This window comes from Actinomadura luzonensis (genome assembly GCF_022664455.2).
GTDB classification, from domain to species: Bacteria; Actinomycetota; Actinomycetes; order Streptosporangiales; family Streptosporangiaceae; genus Nonomuraea; species Nonomuraea luzonensis.
The window spans coordinates 1,922,235-1,938,934 of record NZ_JAKRKC020000002.1 but is presented as its reverse complement, the minus strand read 5'-3'; the positions used below and the strand labels follow the sequence as shown (position 1 = coordinate 1,938,934).

Annotated in this window: 11 protein-coding genes and 1 pseudogene; 6 read left to right on the top strand and 6 right to left on the bottom strand. The window is 72.9% G+C overall.

What is annotated here, in order from left to right; genetic code table 11:
* Nucleotides 1-16: 16 nt before the first annotated feature.
* The gene (locus tag MF672_RS39495; RefSeq protein WP_242373896.1) at nt 17-463 is read right to left on the bottom strand and encodes a hypothetical protein; all 447 of its coding nucleotides are present in this window, start codon (nt 461-463) and stop codon (nt 17-19) included.
* A gap of 232 nt (nt 464-695) precedes the next feature.
* On the opposite strand from MF672_RS39495, the gene MF672_RS39490 reads away from it, so the two are divergent.
* Together MF672_RS39490 and MF672_RS39485 are read left to right on the top strand one after the other, a co-directional pair.
* A complete protein-coding gene (locus MF672_RS39490) occupies nt 696-1,592 on the top strand; it encodes a glutamate ABC transporter substrate-binding protein (RefSeq protein WP_242373895.1) in 897 nt (298 codons plus the stop codon).
* Between the two features lie 192 nt (nt 1,593-1,784).
* Nucleotides 1,785-3,569 (top strand): S9 family peptidase, encoded by a 1,785-nt coding sequence (locus MF672_RS39485; RefSeq protein ID WP_242373894.1) that lies wholly within the window; start codon nt 1,785-1,787, stop codon nt 3,567-3,569.
* 52 nt (nt 3,570-3,621) lie between these two features.
* Here the strand turns inward: MF672_RS39485 and rny are convergent, their stop codons facing one another.
* The 3 genes from rny to recA form a co-directional block, all read right to left on the bottom strand.
* Nucleotides 3,622-5,250: a ribonuclease Y gene (rny, locus tag MF672_RS39480; RefSeq protein ID WP_242373893.1), complete on the bottom strand. Its 1,629-nt coding sequence runs from the start codon at nt 5,248-5,250 to the stop codon at nt 3,622-3,624.
* 547 nt (nt 5,251-5,797) lie between these two features.
* A complete protein-coding gene (gene recX, locus MF672_RS39475; protein WP_242373922.1) occupies nt 5,798-6,772 on the bottom strand; it encodes a recombination regulator RecX in 975 nt (324 codons plus the stop codon).
* 1,452 nt (nt 6,773-8,224) lie between these two features.
* Complete coding sequence (recA, locus tag MF672_RS39470; protein WP_242373892.1) at nt 8,225-9,319, bottom strand: recombinase RecA; 1,095 nt, start codon at nt 9,317-9,319, stop codon at nt 8,225-8,227.
* Between the two features lie 377 nt (nt 9,320-9,696).
* Between recA and MF672_RS39465 the strand changes: the two genes are divergently transcribed.
* Nucleotides 9,697-10,005 (top strand): hypothetical protein, encoded by a 309-nt coding sequence (locus MF672_RS39465; protein WP_242373891.1) that lies wholly within the window; start codon nt 9,697-9,699, stop codon nt 10,003-10,005.
* Nucleotides 10,006-10,051: 46 nt separating this feature from the next.
* On the opposite strand, the gene MF672_RS39460 is transcribed toward MF672_RS39465, so the two are convergent.
* On the bottom strand, nt 10,052-10,246 hold the full coding sequence (locus MF672_RS39460) for a DUF3046 domain-containing protein (protein ID WP_242373890.1): 195 nt from the start codon (nt 10,244-10,246) through the stop codon (nt 10,052-10,054).
* Nucleotides 10,247-10,290: 44 nt separating this feature from the next.
* Between MF672_RS39460 and MF672_RS39455 the strand changes: the two genes are divergently transcribed.
* The gene (locus MF672_RS39455; protein ID WP_247815655.1) at nt 10,291-10,485 is read left to right on the top strand and encodes a hypothetical protein; all 195 of its coding nucleotides are present in this window, start codon (nt 10,291-10,293) and stop codon (nt 10,483-10,485) included.
* 113 nt (nt 10,486-10,598) lie between these two features.
* Here MF672_RS39455 and MF672_RS39450 read toward each other — a convergent pair whose 3' ends face one another.
* Nucleotides 10,599-11,087, bottom strand: a complete 489-nt coding sequence (locus MF672_RS39450) for a VOC family protein (protein ID WP_242373889.1) — start codon at nt 11,085-11,087, stop codon at nt 10,599-10,601.
* A gap of 83 nt (nt 11,088-11,170) precedes the next feature.
* Between MF672_RS39450 and MF672_RS39445 the strand changes: the two genes are divergently transcribed.
* Entirely contained in the window at nt 11,171-15,853 is a 4,683-nt protein-coding gene (locus tag MF672_RS39445) for an ATP-dependent helicase (RefSeq protein WP_407654792.1), read from the top strand.
* A gap of 90 nt (nt 15,854-15,943) precedes the next feature.
* Nucleotides 15,944-16,339, top strand: a pseudogene (locus MF672_RS39440) (ATP-binding cassette domain-containing protein); the annotation flags it as partial.
* Between the last annotated feature and the right edge of the window lie 361 nt (nt 16,340-16,700).

Below are 16,700 nucleotides of genomic sequence, written 5' to 3'. Positions count from 1 at the left end.
CGCGGCACCACCGCCCTCATCGCTGGAAGGCGATGCGCGCGGCCCGCGGCTCGGTGGCGCCACCGATGTGGGACACGGCGACCACCACCCATGAACGGCTTTTCGCCTGCAGCGGGATATAGAACGACAAATAACAGGTTCGGTCGGACAAATCGATTGCCCGGCAATACCTGGTCCTGATTCCCCCGGAGACGTTGGCGGTGACGCTCAGCGCCCCGCCGAGCCCCTTGGTGCAGGTGAACGAACCGCTGATCAGCAGCCGCCGCCCCTTGGCGACCGTGGCGTCCACGTAGTTGCGGCAGGCGAAGCGCTGGTGGGTGATGGGGTCGGCGTCCCACGTCCAGGCGCCCCAGCTCTGCCAGCCGTCGGCGGCCCGCGCGCTGCCGGCCGGCCCGGCGACGACGCCCGCCGCGACGGCGAGCGCCCCTGCCCATCGGGCGAGCACGAATGACATTCCCTGCACGGCGGCTCCTTTTTGTCGAACTGGGCAACGTCAAAACTATGCCCGCGCCAGAAAAACCGCACGGTTATTCTTCCGGGACCGGCCACCGCCAAATTACCGACATTTACTGAAACGCTTCCCGAGAGAATCCCAAAAAGGCGTCACGGCTCGGCGAGAACCGCTCGCGGCCCCTCCCCCGCGCCCGCCCCTGCCCGCACACTTTCCTGGAACGGAGGAGGGGAGGCGGGGTGCGATGGGGCGGGCGTCCCGGCGGTACGCGAGCGCGGTGACCGTCTGCCTGCCGCTCTGCCTGCCGCTCTGCCTGCCGCTCGGCCTGCTCGTCGCCCTGGCCTCGTGCGGCGGCGGGGCGTCGTACGTCAACGTCGTGGAGAAGGTCAGGGGCAGCCGCCGGATCACGATCGGCACCAAGTGGGACCAGCCCGGCCTCGGCCTGCGGAGCGGCAGCGGCGAGCCGCAGGGCTTCGACGCCGACGTCGCCAGGTACCTCGTCGGGGCGCTGGCGCCGGGCGGCGACGTGCGGATCACCTGGCGCGAGTCGCCGTCCTCCACCCGCGAGGCCCTGCTCCAGAACGGCACCGTCGACCTCGTGCTCGCCACCTACACGATCACCAACGCCCGCAAGCCCCGGGTGACCTTCGGCGGCCCGTACGTGTCGGTGCCCCAGGACACCATGGTCCGCGCCGCCGACACCACGATCAGGACGGTCGCCGACCTGCGGGGCAAGCGCGTCTGCCTGGCCAAGGGCTCGAACTCCTACCGCCGGGTCGTCGACCCGCCGCCGGACGGCAGGCTGGGGCTGCCCGCGCGGCTGGTGCCGGCGGAGAACTACTCCGACTGCGTGCGCAAGCTCGCCGCCGGGGAGCTGGACGCGGTGAGCACCGAGAACCTGGTGCTGGCCGGGTTCGCCGCGGCGGCGCCCGGGCGGTTCCGGCTGCTCAACGATCCGATCAGCGACGAGAGGTGGGGCGTCGGGATCAAGAAGGGCGACGCGGCGACCTGCCGGGCGGTGAACGCGGCGATCGCCGCCATGTGGCGCGACGGGACCGCGGCGCGGCTGCTGCGCAAGTGGTTCGGCGACACCGGCCTGGCCCTGCCGTCCGCCCTCCCCCGTCCCGAGGGCTGCCCCTGACCCCGCGCGCTCCGCCCGGAGTTGTCCGCTCCCGTCCGTATCCGCCGATCGAACCTGAGCCCAGCTCAGCCCACTGATCGCCGTCCTGACGAGAAGTGCGCCCCGATGTAGGGGGACCGGGCAGCACCGCCGGTGATCTTCCGGCAGGATGCGGTTATGCCTTTCTGGCCCTCCCCCATATCGACGCGGGACGTGGCGTCCGCGAGTGTGCGCCCCGCCTGGCCGACGGCCCAGGACGGCCGCGTGTGGTGGACGGAGGACCGCCCTGACGAGGGCGGACGCACCACGATCATGTGCCGCGCCCCCGACGGCACCTGCCATGAGCTGCTGGCCGCCCCCTGGAGCGCGCGCACCAGGGTCCACGAGTACGGCGGCCGCCCCTACGCCGTCACCCCCGCCGGCGAGGTGGTCTTCACCCGCCTGGAGGACCAGCGCCTGTACCTGCTCGGCGATAACGGCGAGCCGAAACCGCTCACTTCGGAGGGCTCCCGCTACGCCGACCTGCTGGTGCGCGACGGCCAGGTGTGGTGCGTGCGCGAGCGGCACACCGAGGACGGCAAGGTCACCCGCGCCATCGTCACCGTCCCCCTGGACGGCGGCGAGCCGCGCGAGCGCGTCACCGGCCACGACTTCTACGCCTCGCCCGCCGTCTCCCCCGACGGCCGGCACCTCGCCTACGTCTGCTGGAACCATCCTCGCATGCCCTGGAACGGCACCGAGGTTCGCGTCACGAGCCTCGGCACCGGCGAGTCGTGGCCGGTCAAGGGCGGGCCCGCCGAGTCGGTGCTGGCGCCGTCCTGGCGCGACGACACCCGCCTCTACCTCGTCTCCGACGCCTCCGGCTGGTGGAACCTGTACGAGACCGGGCTGCGCGGCGAAGGGCTGCGGGCGCTGCACCCGGCCGAGGAGGAGTTCGCGACGGCGCCGTGGCAGCTCGGCGGCCGGCCGTACGCGGTGCTCGGCGACGGCCGGCTCGCCGTCCTGCACGGGCGCGGCGACCTGCGGCTCGGCGTGCTCGACCCGGAGTCGGGCACGCTGGCCGACCTGGAGACGCCGTGCGGCGGCTGGGACGGCGCGCTGACCGCCGACGGCACGTCCGTGACCGGCATCGGCTACGCCGCCACGCTGCCCCGCTCCGTCGTCACCGTCGACACCGCCACGGGCGCGATCTCCCGCCCGCGACCCGACCCGGGACGGCTGCCCGACCCGGCCGTCCTGCCCGTTCCGCGGCCGGTGCGGGTGCCGGGGCGCGAGGAGGTGCACGCCTTCCTCTACCCGCCGTACGAGCCCGCCACCGAGGGCCCGCCACCATACGTGATCTTCGTCCACGGCGGCCCCACCTCCCACGCGGGCACCGCGCTCGACCTGGAGAAGGCGTTCCTCACCTCACGCGGCATCGGCGTGCTCGACGTCAACTACGGCGGCTCCACCGGCTACGGCCGGGCCTACCGGGAGCGGCTGCGCGGCCAGTGGGGCCTGGTCGACGTGGCCGACACCGTCGCCGCCGCCGAGTGGCTGGCCGCCGAAGGGCTCGCCGACCCGGCCAGGATCGCGGTGCGCGGCGGCAGCGCGGGCGGCTGGACCGTCATGGCCGCGTGCTGCCGGTCCGGCGTGTTCGCGGGCGGGGTGTCGTACTACGGGGTCAGCGCCCTCGGGCCGCTCACCGCGCACACGCACGACTTCGAGTCCCGGTACGTGGAGTGGCTGGTCGGCCCCGAGGACCCGGCGGTCTACGCAGAACGCGAACCGCTCGCCCTGGTCGGCGGCGTGTCCTGCCCCATGCTGCTGTTGCAGGGGCTCGACGATCCCGTGGTGCCGCCCGAGCAGTCCGAGGCGTTCGCCGACGCGCTGTCGGAGCGCGGGGTTGCGTGCACGTACCTGGCCTTCGAGGGCGAGTCGCACGGCTTCCGCCGCACCGAGACCCGCACCGCGGCCCTCGCCGCCGAGCTGGCCTTCTACCAGCAGATCTTCTCCTGACCCCGCCCGCCTGCACCCCCGCGGCGGGCGGCGTGGCAGCGGGGCGGCGGGCTCAGCGCGCGAACTCGGTGGCCCGCGACTCCCGCACCACCGTGATCCGGATCTGCCCGGGATAGGTCAGCTCCTCCTCCACCTGCTTGGCCACGTCCCGCGCGATCACCTGGGCCTGGATGTCGTCGATGGCGTCCGGCTTGACCATGACCCGGATCTCCCGCCCGGCCTGCATGGCGAACACCTTCTCCACGCCCTCGTACGACTGCGCGATCTCCTCCAGCCGCTCCAGCCGCTTGACGTACGCCTCCAGCGACTCCCGGCGCGCGCCCGGCCGGCTGCCGCTGATCGCGTCGGCGGCCTGCGTGAGAACCGCTTCGACGGTACGCACCTCGACCTCGTTGTGGTGCGCCTCGATGGCGTGCACCACGTCCTCCTCCTCGCCGTACCGGCGGGCGATCTCGGCGCCGATGAGCGCGTGACTGCCCTCGACCTCGTGGGTGAGGGCCTTGCCGATGTCGTGGAGCAGGGCGCAGCGCTTGACGAGCGCCTGGTTGAGCTTGAGCTCGGCGGCCATGATGCCGGCGATGTGCGCGGACTCGATGAGGTGCTTCAGCACGTTCTGGCCGTAGGAGGTGCGGTAGCGGAGCTGGCCCAGCAGGAGGGTCAGCTCGGGGTGCATGTCCGTGATGCCGAGCTCGACGAGGGCGTCCTCGCCGGCCCGCGCGCACAGGTCCTGGACCTCCTGGCGGCTGCGGTCGTGCGCCTCCTCGATGCGCTGCGGGTGGATGCGCCCGTCGAGGACCAGCTTCTCCAGCGTGAGCCGGGCCGTCTCCCTGCGGACCGGGTCGAAGCAGGACAGCAGCACCGCCTCGGGGGTGTCATCGATGATCAGGTTGACGCCCGTCGTGGACTCGAAGGCCCGGATGTTGCGGCCCTCGCGGCCGATGATGCGCCCCTTCATCTCGTCGCCGGGCAGGTGCAGCACGCTGACGACCGACTCGGCCGTCTGCTCCGCCGCCAGCCGCTGCACGGCCAGCGTCACGATCTTGGTGGCGCGCTTCTCGCCTTCCTTGCGGGCCTGGCTCTCGATCTCGCGGATGATCAGCGCGGCCTCGCGCTTGGCCTGGTTCTCGATCTCCTTGACCAGCTCGGCCTTGGCCTGCTCGGCCGTCAGCCCGGCCAGCCGCTCCAGGATGAGCCGCCGCTCCTCCTCGACCTGCAGCAGCTCCTCGCGCCGGTCGGCCAGCTCGATCTCGGTCTCGGCCAGCTTCCGGTCGCGCTCGGTCTGCCTGCGGGCCTCCTCGTCCAGCCGCCGCTCGCGCTCGGCCAGGCGGGCCTCGCGGCGTTCGAGGTCGGAGCGCAGCTCCTTGAGCTCGGACTTCAGGATCCGGCTCTCCTGCTCGACCTCCTTGCGCATCTGCGCGGCGCTGTCGGCGGCCGCCTCGGACCTGCGCAGGATCTCCTCGGCGTCGACCTCCGCCTTCTGGCGGATCTCCCGCGCCTCCTCACGCGCCTGCTCCAGCTCCTCGTGGACGGCCTGCACCTGCTCGGGGCTCGGTCTGCCGGCGCCCTTCGGCAGGGCGCCCGACGATCCGGAGGTGCGGCGGATGACGACGAGCAGCGCGACGATCATCCCGAACGCGAGCACGAGCACCGCCACCATCAGCACCACGACCAGCGGCCCCATGTGTGCCCCGCCCTCCTCGCGTCGTCAACACCTCATAACGCGGACCCAGACAATGGGAGGGGTCACAAGCGCGCCACGCGAAGCCCGTACGGCGCCTGGATCGATCTCAAGCCAAGGCTGACCGGGCGTCGACCCGCAAAGTCGACACCTCGCCCGCCTCGATAGACCAAGCTCGTTCGTCCGTCGTTCACCGGTATGGCAATCCGCGCTGCGCGGAGTAACTCCTCACTGCCGTCGAGGTTATGCGTCGAACTGGTCACGAGCAAGCAAACGAGTCATCAAGCGTGTCTTACAGGCCACCATCTCCACATAGAACCCAAGATCACCCATTTATGCCTGAATTGCCCGCTACCGGAACCACCGCCATCGCCCCGACCAGGCACTTCCCATCCCACAGCCTTCTCCGGAACCTTGACCGTGCCCCGCACAACCCAGGACAAACCCGGAGCCCCACCCCCCGCCCCTCCCATCCCAAGGTCACCTCAGCCCCAACCCGCGCCCATCTCCGGCCCCGGACCGCCCCATCCCCCGGCACCGGCCCAGGCTCCTACGAGAAGTCGTCCTCCAGGTCGATCCCCTCCTGCTCCAGCGCCTCCCGGATCACCCGGTACGCCAGCCCCGACGAGTACCCCTTACGCGCGAGCATGCCGGCGAGCCGACGGGTGCGGACCTGCGGATCGAGGGATCGGGTGGAGGCGAGCTTGCGGTCCACGAGCCGCCGGGCCGTCTCGGCCTCCTGGTCGGCGTCCAGGCGCTCCACGGCGTCCTTGACCGTGTCGTTGTCCACGCCCCGGTGACGCAGCTCGGCCGCCAGCGCCCGCTTGGCGAGGCCGCGGCCGTGGTGCCGGGAATCGACCCACGCCTCGGCGAACGCCTCGTCGTTGATCAGGCCCAGCTCCGCGAACCGGTCGAGGACCGCGTCGGCCGCCTCCTCCGGCACGTCACGCTTGCGCAAGGCTTCGGCGAGCTGCGCTCGCGTCTTGGGCGCCATGGTGAGCAGCCGCAGAACGATGGCCCGCGCGACCGACTCCGGATCCGCCTCGGGAACGGACGCGGCCGGGCTCTCGTCATCCGGCCCTTCCGGCAGCCAACCGGCTCCGGTGTCGCGCCGCCCCCTGCCACCGGCGCGGCGTCCTTGCCGGCCCTCTCGCCGCCCTCTCTCGCCGCCCCGTCGTCCCTGCTCGCCGCTCCGCCCACCCCTGGCGCCGCTCCGCCCTCTCCTGGCGCCGCCACTCTGTCCGTCGTCCTCAGCCGGGCCGCCCAGGACACCCCCGCCCCAGTCAAGACCACCAGAACCGCCCGAAGCCCCTTCCTCCGAACGACCGCCCACGCCACGATCACCGCCAACGCCACGATCACCGCCGAAGGCCGTAGCCGCGACGACATCGTCGGTGACGCCGTCCTCATCCGCAGCAACGGCAGACCCGTCTGGAGAAGCGCTGCTGTCCCCAGGGTCCCCCGTCGAGCCGCCCGTGTCGGAAGACCCGCCAAGAGGGGCGGCCGAGTAGACACCATCCGTCATCGTGTCCTGAACGCCATCCGACTGCTCATCAGGCACGTCAGCGGGTTCGCCGAGCTCGCTCGGGTGGGCAGAGTCGCCCCGTTGGGCGAACTCACTGGGCTGGCGGGAATCGCTGAGTTGGCCCTCGCTGGGTCGATCAGGCTCGCCGAGCCGACCGGGCTCGCGGAGTTGGCCAGGCTCGCTAAGCCGATCGGGCTGGTCGAGTTGGCCAACGCCGCCGAGCCAGCCGGCCTCGCTCAGCAGACCGACTCCGCCGAGCCGACCGGGCTCACTGGGCCGATCCCGCTCGCCGAGCCGGCCAGGCTCAGTGAGCTGTTCAGACTGGCCGAGTCCATCAGAGCCCCCGAGCTGGTCGATCTCGCCGAGCTGGCGAGCCTCAATGAGCTGTTCAGACTCGCCAAGTCCATGAGAGCCGCTGAGCTGGTCGGCTCCGCTAAGTTGAGCTGCCTCATCTGGCTCGCTGGTTTCGCTGAGTCGAGCGGCCTCAGCGGAGTGAGCGGAAGCGTCGGGCTGGGCGAAGTCCTCAGGCTGGGCGGAGTGCTGGGACCGGGTGGAGCCGTCGAGCTGGGCACTGCCGTCGGGCGGAGTGGGGGCGTCGGGCGGGGTGGGGGCGTTGAGCTCGTTGAGCGAGCTCTCGGTCGGCTCAGCGACGACGGCAGCGGCCGGAATCTCTTGCGGGACGCTCGCGGAGGGCATGGCTGGGGGCGGCTCGGGCGGAGTTCCGGTAGAGGGGCCCATGCCGTGGGGTGTGGCGGTTGCCCTCCTGTGAGGGGACGCGGTGGGTGGGGTGTCGTCACCAGGGCTGGTGGAGGGGACCGCTGGAGTGCCGGCGAAGAAGGGGTGCGTCTTCGATGCCTCGCCGGGGTTGGTCGAGGCGTCGCCGAAGAAGGACGTCGCCGCGGCGCTGCTCCGGTACGAGGCGGGCGACCATGGTTCACCCGGCATCTCGGGCATGAGGTCGCCGTCGCGTCCGGCGGAGTCGCGTTCGGATGGGCGACGTGGGGCAGGGGCGGGTTCGGCTGCGTCGCGTTCGGCTGTGGCGGGTTCGGGGGTGCTGTGCCCGGTTGTCCTGCGTCTGGGGCGGCGGCCCTTTGCAGCGGCGGGGCTGCGTCCGGGTGCGGTCGTGGCGGGTGCGGCCGTGGCAGGCGGAGCGGGTTCTTTGGGCGGGGTGGGCTTGGCTTGAGTGGGGGCCGCCGGGATGCCGGGGTGCCGTGGGGGCTGGGGCTTCTCCTCCTCTTCCGAGGGGGGTTCGGGGGTGCGCTGGCGGGCGCGTTGGGCGCGCCAGTCCTCCACCGAGGGCCAGCCGTCGGTGGAGGAGCGTGCCAGGTCGTGGGAGCGGGGAGTGCTCGGCGTGTCAGCCACGGGTCAGGCCCTCAGCGGTGCAGGGGTGGTCGGCCAGGCGCCCCGCGGCCGGGGCGCCTGTGGCCGGTGTGTGTCATGCATGGGCGACGATCAGACGTCACCCGGCTTCGGAGTGGACTTGGAGCCGCGGCCCGAGGTGGCCGGGGCCGGAGCCGGCGCGGCGGCGGCGGGCTCGGCCGGGGCGTCGAGGCGCGGGCCCACGCCCAGCTTGTCCTTGATCTTCTTCTCGATCTCGTTGGCCATGTCGGGGTGGTTGCGCAGGAAGTTGCGCGCGTTCTCCTTGCCCTGGCCGAGCTGGTCGCCCTCGTACGTGTACCAGGCCCCCGACTTGCGCACGAAGCCGTGCTCCACGCCCATGTCGATCAGGCCGCCCTCGCGGGAGATGCCCACGCCGTAGAGGATGTCGAAGTCGGCGACGCGGAAGGGCGGGGCCATCTTGTTCTTGACGACCTTGACGCGGGTGCGGTTGCCGACCGCCTCCGTGCCGTCCTTGAGCGTCTCGATGCGGCGGATGTCCATGCGCACCGAGGCGTAGAACTTGAGCGCCTTACCACCGGTCGTGGTCTCGGGGCTGCCGAACATGACGCCGATCTTCTCGCGCAGCTGGTTGATGAAGATGGCGGTGGTGCCGGTGCTGTTGAGGGCGCCGGCGACCTTGCGGAGTGCCTGCGACATGAGGCGGGCCTGGAGGCCGACGTGACTGTCGCCCATCTCGCCCTCGATCTCGGCCTTCGGGACCAGCGCGGCCACCGAGTCGATGACGATGATGTCGACGGCGCCGGACCTGATCAGCATGTCGGCGATCTCGAGCGCCTGCTCACCGGTGTCGGGCTGGGAGACCAGCAGGGCGTCGGTGTCGACCCCCAGCTTCTTGGCGTACTCGGGGTCGAGGGCGTGCTCGGCGTCGATGAACGCCGCGATGCCCCCGGCGCGCTGGGCGTTGGCCACCGCGTGCAGGGCGATCGTGGTCTTACCTGACGACTCCGGACCGTAGATCTCGACGATGCGGCCGCGCGGGAGGCCGCCGATGCCGAGTGCCACGTCGAGGGAGATCGAGCCCGTGGGGATCACCTCGATGGGAGCTCGGGCATCGTCGCCCAGGCGCATCACAGAGCCCTTGCCGAACTGCCGCTCGATCTGAGCGAGTGCGGTCTCGAGGGCCTTCTCGCGGTCGTTGATTGCCATGGGAACTCCCCCTGGAGGGTCGTGGTCCGATCAGTCGAGTGAAAGCTACGGCCTGCCACCGACATTTTCTGCGACTGCCGGGGAAGACGTGGCCCGGCGTTCTCCATGGTAGCCGAACGGCTGTTCGATCACAGCAGGAACACACAGGAACACCGGGAGCGCGGGCGCGGGTTCTCCGCAGGCCGGCGGCCGGCGAAGCCGTGTCCGGCGGGGGTACCGACGGTCTGGTTCCAGTGGTGCGGGTGTTCGGCGGGTGGCGGGTTGTTCGCGTACGGCGGACGGGCCCTGATGATGTTCACGACCGTTCGCGCCGGCGTGTTGTCATGCGGGGTGAGCTGGGGAGACTCACTGGAGGGGCGACGGTTGGAGGCGGCGACGTGGCGAGCGGCTACACCGGGGAACGGCGCGCCCATCTGCAGGCGCTCGCCGCGCTGTTGCCGGATCACGGGCTGGTGAGCAGGATGGTCGGCGGTGACGAACCGGTGTTGTGGGCGTGGCATCCGCGTACCGGTCGCCAGACGCTGGTCTTCGCCACTCCGTCGGCCGGCGGCTGGGTGTTCCTGTGGTCGCCGAGGGGCCAGGGCAGCGCGGACGACCTGGAGCACGCGGCCGACGCGCTCCGGCAGACCCTCGACGCCGCTCCCCAGGCGCAGGAGGGCGCCGCTCCCCCGGGGCACGAGCAGTGAGGCGGCCGCGCGCCGGTGGCGGCTGCGCCGGCGCGGCACGGCGGCGTCAGCGCAGCTTGGACGAGACGTCCTCGACCTGGCAGACCGCGCGCCAGACGGCCTTGGCGCTCTCGCCGTCGGCCAGCGCCTGCATGACCGTGCGCCCGCCCAGGGGCGCGAGCACGTAGTCGCGGGCCCACGACTCGGCGTACGTCTCGCCGAAGTGGGCGTTCATCCGCCGCCAGAATTCCGTAAGCCGCATGCCCTCAAGTATGAAAGCGGACGGGGGGTGGGTAGGACATCCGCATGCCAAAGACCCACAAGTCTTCACCCCCGAAGACGCCCCAGATCAAGGCCAACAGGGCCAGACGACGCCGGCTGCTGCTGGCCTTACGCATCACCGTTCAGAAGGAGAAGGCGGAACGATCGGAGCGGCACGCCGGCATCAGGCAGGCGCCTCGGGCGGGCAAGCCCCGCACCCGCCGGGCGTCGCGTCGCTGAACGTCGGGCGACGCCGAACGTCGGGCGACGCCGAACGGCAAGTCGAGTGACGTGGCGATGTCTCGTCGCCAGAGCAGCATCAAGTCCGCGCGGGACGCCAGGCCCCAGGTGGGTCACAGCACCCGTGCGCCGTACATCTCACCGAGATGGTCGGCGAGCAGCTCCAGCCGTGCGCCGTCGGGGTCCTTGAAGTAAATGGAGGCGCCGCTCTCTATCTGGTGCGGCACGCCGGCCATCTCCAGCTTTCCGCGCAGCCGTTCCCACGTGGCCGGGTCGACGGAGATCGCGATGTGATGCAGCCCGCCCAGAACCTCCTGGTACGGGCCGAGGTCGAGGCCCGGGAAGTCGAAGAAGGCGAGCAGGTTGCCGTTGCCGATGTCGAAGAAGAAGTGGCTGGAGCCCTTGAAGTCCCGGTTCTCGATGATCTCGGTGAGCGGGAACTCCAGGAGGTCCTGGTAGAACTGGATGGTGCGCTCCACGTCGGAGGAGAGCAGGGCGACGTGGTGGAGGCCACGAGCGCTGCTCGACGGCCGGCGGGCTAACACGTGACGGCGCCTGAGCTCGGCACGGCGGGCTTCGATGGCCGCATAGTCAATGGTCACGGTCGCTGTATGTCCGCCAGGAGGGCCGCTCAACCGCGCGGCATCCGGACAATGCGTTTTCTGTCGGTGGCGCGAGGCAATATGTGCTGGTGAGCTCGCTAGACCAGTTCAGCCGGACGACGCAGCAGTGGTTCGCCGGAGCCTTCCAGGCTCCCACGGCCGCCCAGGAGCAGGCGTGGGAGTCCATCGCGCGTGGCGACAACACCCTGGTCGTCGCGCCCACCGGGTCGGGCAAGACGCTGGCGGCCTTCCTGTGGTCGCTCGACCGGCTGGCCGCCGAGGCCACCCCGGGCGAGGCCGGGGAGCGGGGCAAGGGCACGCGGGTGTTGTACGTCTCGCCGCTCAAGGCCCTGGCCGTGGACGTCGAGCGCAACCTCCGCGCCCCCCTCGCGGGCCTGAGGCAGACGGCGCGCCGGCTCGGCCTGCCGGTGCCGGAGATCTCGGTGGCGATCCGCTCGGGCGACACGCCGGCCGAGGACCGCAGGAAGTTCGCGGCCAAGCCGTCCGACATCCTCATCACCACGCCGGAGTCGCTGTTCCTGCTGCTCACGAGCCAGGCGCGGGAGGCGTTGCGCGACGTCGAGACCGTGATCGTCGACGAGGTGCACGCGGTCGCCGCCACCAAGCGCGGCGCCCACCTGGCGCTCAGCCTGGAGCGGCTGGACGCGTTGCTGGAGCGGCCCGCCCAGCGCATCGGCCTGTCGGCGACGGTGCGGCCGGTGAGCGAGGTGGCGGCGTTCCTGGGCGGCGCGCGTCCGGCCACGGTGGTGCAGCCGCCCGCCGACAAGCGGATCGAGGTCGAGGTCGTCGTCCCGGTCGAGGACATGACCGAGACCGACGCCGGGCCCGGCCCGCTGGAGGGCGGCGGCGAGGACGGCGAGGACGGCGGCCCGCCCCGGAGCAGGTCGATCTGGCCGCACGTCGAGGACCGGTTGTTCGACCTCATCGAGGCCCACAGCTCGACGATCGTGTTCGCCAACTCGCGGCGGCTGGCCGAGCGGCTGTGCTCGCGGCTCAACGAGCTGGCCTACGAGCGTTCGCAGGGCATGGAGGCCGTGGACCTGTCGATCTGGGAGACGCCGCCCGATCCCGGTGCGCCGCGCCGCCCGCCGGCCGAGGTGATGGCGCAGGCGGGCAGCGGCAAGGGCGTGGTGACGGAGATCGTGCGTGCTCATCACGGCTCGGTGTCGAAGGAGGAGCGGGCGCAGATCGAGGAGGCGCTGAAGTCGGGGCGGCTGCCGGCCGTGGTCGCCACGTCCAGCCTCGAGCTGGGCATCGACATGGGCGCGGTCGACCTGGTCGCGTGCGTGGAGGCGCCGCCGAGCGTGGCGAGCGGGCTGCAGCGCATCGGCCGGGCGGGTCACCAGGTGGGCGCAGTGTCCAAGGGCGTGATCTTCCCGAAGTACCGGGGTGATCTGGTGCAGACCGCCGTGGTGGCCGAGCGCATGAAGGACGGCCGCATCGAGGAGATGCGCTATCCGCGCAACCCGCTCGACGTGCTCGCCCAGCAGATCGTGGCCATGACCGCCATGGACGAGTGGACGGTCGACGAGCTGGAGGCGGTGGTCAGGCGGGCCGCCCCCTACTCCACGCTGCCGCGCACCGCCCTGGAGGCCACGCTCGACATGCTGGCCGGGCGCTACCCGAGCGAGGAGTTCGCCGAGCTGCGCCCGCGCATCGTCTGGGACCGCGTCACCGGCACCCTCCAGGGCCGGCCCGGCGCGCAGCGGCTGGCGGTCACCAACGGCGGCACGATCCCCGACCGGGGCCTGTTCGGCGTGTTCCTGGTGGGTGAGCGGGCCTCCCGGGTGGGCGAGCTGGACGAGGAGATGGTCTACGAGTCGCGCGTCGGCGACGTGTTCGTGCTGGGCGCGACCTCCTGGCGCATCGAGGACATCACCGCCGACCGGGTGCTGGTCTCCCCCGCGCCCGGTCAGCCGGGCAAGCTGCCGTTCTGGCACGGCGACGCGCCGGGGCGGCCGGCCGAGCTGGGGCGGGCCATCGGCGAGTTCCTGCGCGAGCAGGCCAAGGGCGGCTCGGAGGAGCGGGTGCGGGCCGCCGGGCTGGACGAGTACGCCGCCGGCAACCTCCGGGCCTACCTGGAGGAGCAGCGCCAGGCCACCGGCTACGTGCCCGACGACCGCACGCTGCTGGTCGAGCGCTTCCACGACGAGCTCGGCGACTGGCGAGTGGTGATCCACTCGCCGTACGGGGCCCGGGTGCACGCCCCGTGGGCCCTCGCGATCAACCGGCGGCTGCGCGAACGCTACGGCGTGGACGTGCAGGCCGTGCACTCCGACGACGGCATCGTGCTGCGCATCCCCGACACCCTGGCGGAGCCGCCGGCCGACGTGGCGGCGTTCGACGCCGAGGAGATCGAGCAGCTCGTCACCGAGGAGCTGGGCGGGTCCGCGCTGTTCGCCTCCCGCTTCCGCGAGTGCGCCGGACGGGCGCTGCTGCTGCCGCGCCGCACGCCGGGCCGGCGCAGCCCCCTGTGGCAGCAGCGGCAGCGGGCGGCCCACCTGCTGGGGGTGGCCTCGCAGTACGCCTCGTTCCCGATCGTGCTGGAGACGATGCGCGAGTGCCTCCAGGACGTCTTCGACGTTCCGGGGCTGGTGCGGCTCATGCGCGACATCGCCGCCCGGCGGGTGCGGGTGGTGGAGGTGGAGACCTCGCAGGCCTCGCCGTTCGCCGCGTCGCTGCTGTTCCACTACGTGGGCGCGTTCATGTACGAGGGCGACGCCCCGCTGGCCGAGCGGCGGGCGCAGGCGCTCGCGCTGGACACGTCCCTGCTGGCGGAGCTGCTGGGCCAGGCCGACCTGCGCGAGCTGCTCGACCCTGACGTGATCTCCGACGCCGAGCGCGAGCTGGCGCGGCTCGACCGGCCGCTGCGCGACGCCGAGGACCTTTCTGACCTGCTGCGCTCGCACGGTCCGCTGCTCGCGCCCGACGTCAGCGTGCGCGGCGGCGACCCGGCCTGGCTGGAGGAGCTGGAACGGGCGCGGCGCGCGATCCGGGTGCGCGTCGCGGGAGAGGAGCAGTGGGCGGCCATCGAGGACGCCGGGCGGCTGCGCGACGCGCTGGGCGTGCCGTTGCCGGTGGGGGTGCCGCACGTGTTCCTGGAGCCGGTGCCCGATCCGCTGGCCGACCTGGTGGCGCGGCATGCCCGCACCCGGGGGCCGTTCCACGCCGGCACCGCCGCCGCGCGGTTCGGGCTCGGGGTGGCCGTGGTGACCGACGCCCTGCGGCGGCTGGCCGCGGCGGGGCGGGTGGCGAGCGGCGAGTTCCGGCCCGGCGGGCGGGGCGAGGAGTGGTGCGACGCCGGGGTGCTGCGGATGTTGCGCCGGCGGTCGCTGGCCCGGCTGCGCAAGGAGGTGGAGCCGGTCGCGCCGGAGACGCTCGCCCTGTTCCTGCCCGCTTGGCACGGCGTCACGGGGACGTCCGCGGCGGAGGCCGGCCGGGGCGGCGCGGGCGCCGGACCCGGAGGCGCGGGCTGGGGGCCGCGTGGCGCCGGCGGGACGGCGCGGGCTATGGACGCGCTGGTCCGGGCCGTCGAGCAGCTGCAGGGGGCCGCCGTTCCCGCGTCGGCGCTAGAGAGCCTGGTGCTGCCGTCGCGGGTGCCGGGCTACCATCCGTCGCTGCTGGACGAGCTGACCTCGTCCGGCGAGGTGATGTGGGTGGGCCAGGGGTCGCTGCCCGGCGGCGACGGCTGGGTGTCGCTGTACTTCGCCGACACCGCGCCGCTGCTGCTGCCCGAACCGGCCGAGATCACGATGACGGCGGCGCACGAGCGCCTGCTGGAGCTGCTGGGCGGCGGGGGCGCGCTGTTCTTCCGCGGGCTCTCCGACCAGCTGGGGTCTCAGGACGACCAGGCGCTGGCGACGACGTTGTGGGACCTGGTGTGGTCGGGACGCGTCTCCGGCGACACGCTCGCGCCGCTGCGGGCCACGCTCGGCACCGGCCGTCCGGCGCACCGGCCCGCGACGACGCGGCGGCGGCGGGCGGTGCTGCCCACCCGGAGCGGGCCGCCGACGGTGGCGGGACGGTGGTGGCTGCTGCCCGGGCCCGCCGCCGACGCCGCGCAGCGGGCCCAGGCCCAGGCCGAGGCGCTGCTCGAACGGCATGGCGTGGTGACGCGGGGGGCCGTGACGTCGGAGCGGCTGCCGGGCGGGTTCACGCCCGTTTATCAGGTTCTGCGGGCGTACGAGGAGAGCGGCCGGTGCCGGCGGGGGTACTTCGTCGAAGGGCTCGGCGGGGCGCAGTTCGCGCTGCCCGGGGCCGTGGACCGGATGCGGGCCATGGCCCCGGGCATCGCCCCGGCCGCCGCTCCCGCCCACGAGGGTGACGGCTTCGGCGGGGCTCCCGCGCCGTGGGCTGAAGCGCCGAGGCGCGAGACCGGGCGGCGGGCCGTGGTGCTGGCCGCCGCCGATCCCGCCAACCCGTACGGGGCCGCGCTGTCCTGGCCGCAGCGGCCCGGCGACGCCGGGCACAAGCCGGGACGCAAGGCGGGGGCGCTGGTGGTGCTGGTGGACGGGCATCTCGTGCTGTACGTCGAGCGGGGCGGCAAGACGCTGCTGTCGTTCGCCGACGACGAGCGGCTGCAGCCGGCCGTGGACGCGCTGGCGCTGGCGGTGCGCGACGGGGCGCTGGGCAAGCTGACGGTCGAGCGGGCCGACGGGGGGTCGATCACCGAGTCCCCGCTGGCGGCGGCCCTGGAGGCGGCCGGCTTCCATCCCACCCCGCGGGGGCTGCGGCTGCGCGCCTGACCGGTGGAGGTGGCCGCCCGCGCAGCAGCGGCTTGAAACGCGGGAGCCGCAGGTCACGGAGATGCGGAGGCGACGGGTAGCCGCGGCGGCCGGCTGACCGGCCGCGAGGTGCTGACGTACCTGGGGCTGCTGCGCGGGCTCGGCAAGGACGTGGTGGCGGCGCGGGCCGAGGAGCTGCTGTCGGTGCTGGAGCTGGACGGCGCGGAGAAGACGCTGGTGATCGAGCACTCGACCGGCATGCGCAAGAAGATCGGCCTGGCCACGGCGCTGCTGCACGCGCCGCGGCTGCTGGTGCTGGACGAGCCGTTCGAGGCGGTGGACCCGGTGTCGGCGGCGACGATCAAGATGATTCTGCGGGGTTTCGTCGCGGGCGGCGGCTCGATCGTGTTGTCGAGCCATGTGATGGCGCTGGTGGAGCAGCTCTGCGACCACGTGGCGGTGATCGACCAGGGCCGGGTGGCGGCGGCCGCGGCGTTCGCCGGCGTGGCCCCGGCGATCAGCCTGGTGGTGCCGGCGTGCCTGGCTGACGGCCGTGGCCCCGGTGGCGCTGGCCCTGGCGGTGGTCCTGACGGCGGTCGCGGACGGACCCTGGCCGCTGATCCTGGCCGCCACCTGGCCGCGCTGGGCGGCGCCTCGGGGCTGGTGCCGCTGGTCTCGGTGTTCGCGCTGGTGCCCGGCACCGACCCGCGCAACCGCGGCGGCAACCCGCTGCGCACCAGCGAGGACGACGGCTCGCTGACCGGCCTGGCGTACCTGATGATGTTCCTGGTGCCGCTGAGCGCCGCGCCCGCGACCGCGGTGGCCCTGGCGGCCGGCTGGTGGGGCAGGCGGCTCGGCGGGGCCGGGC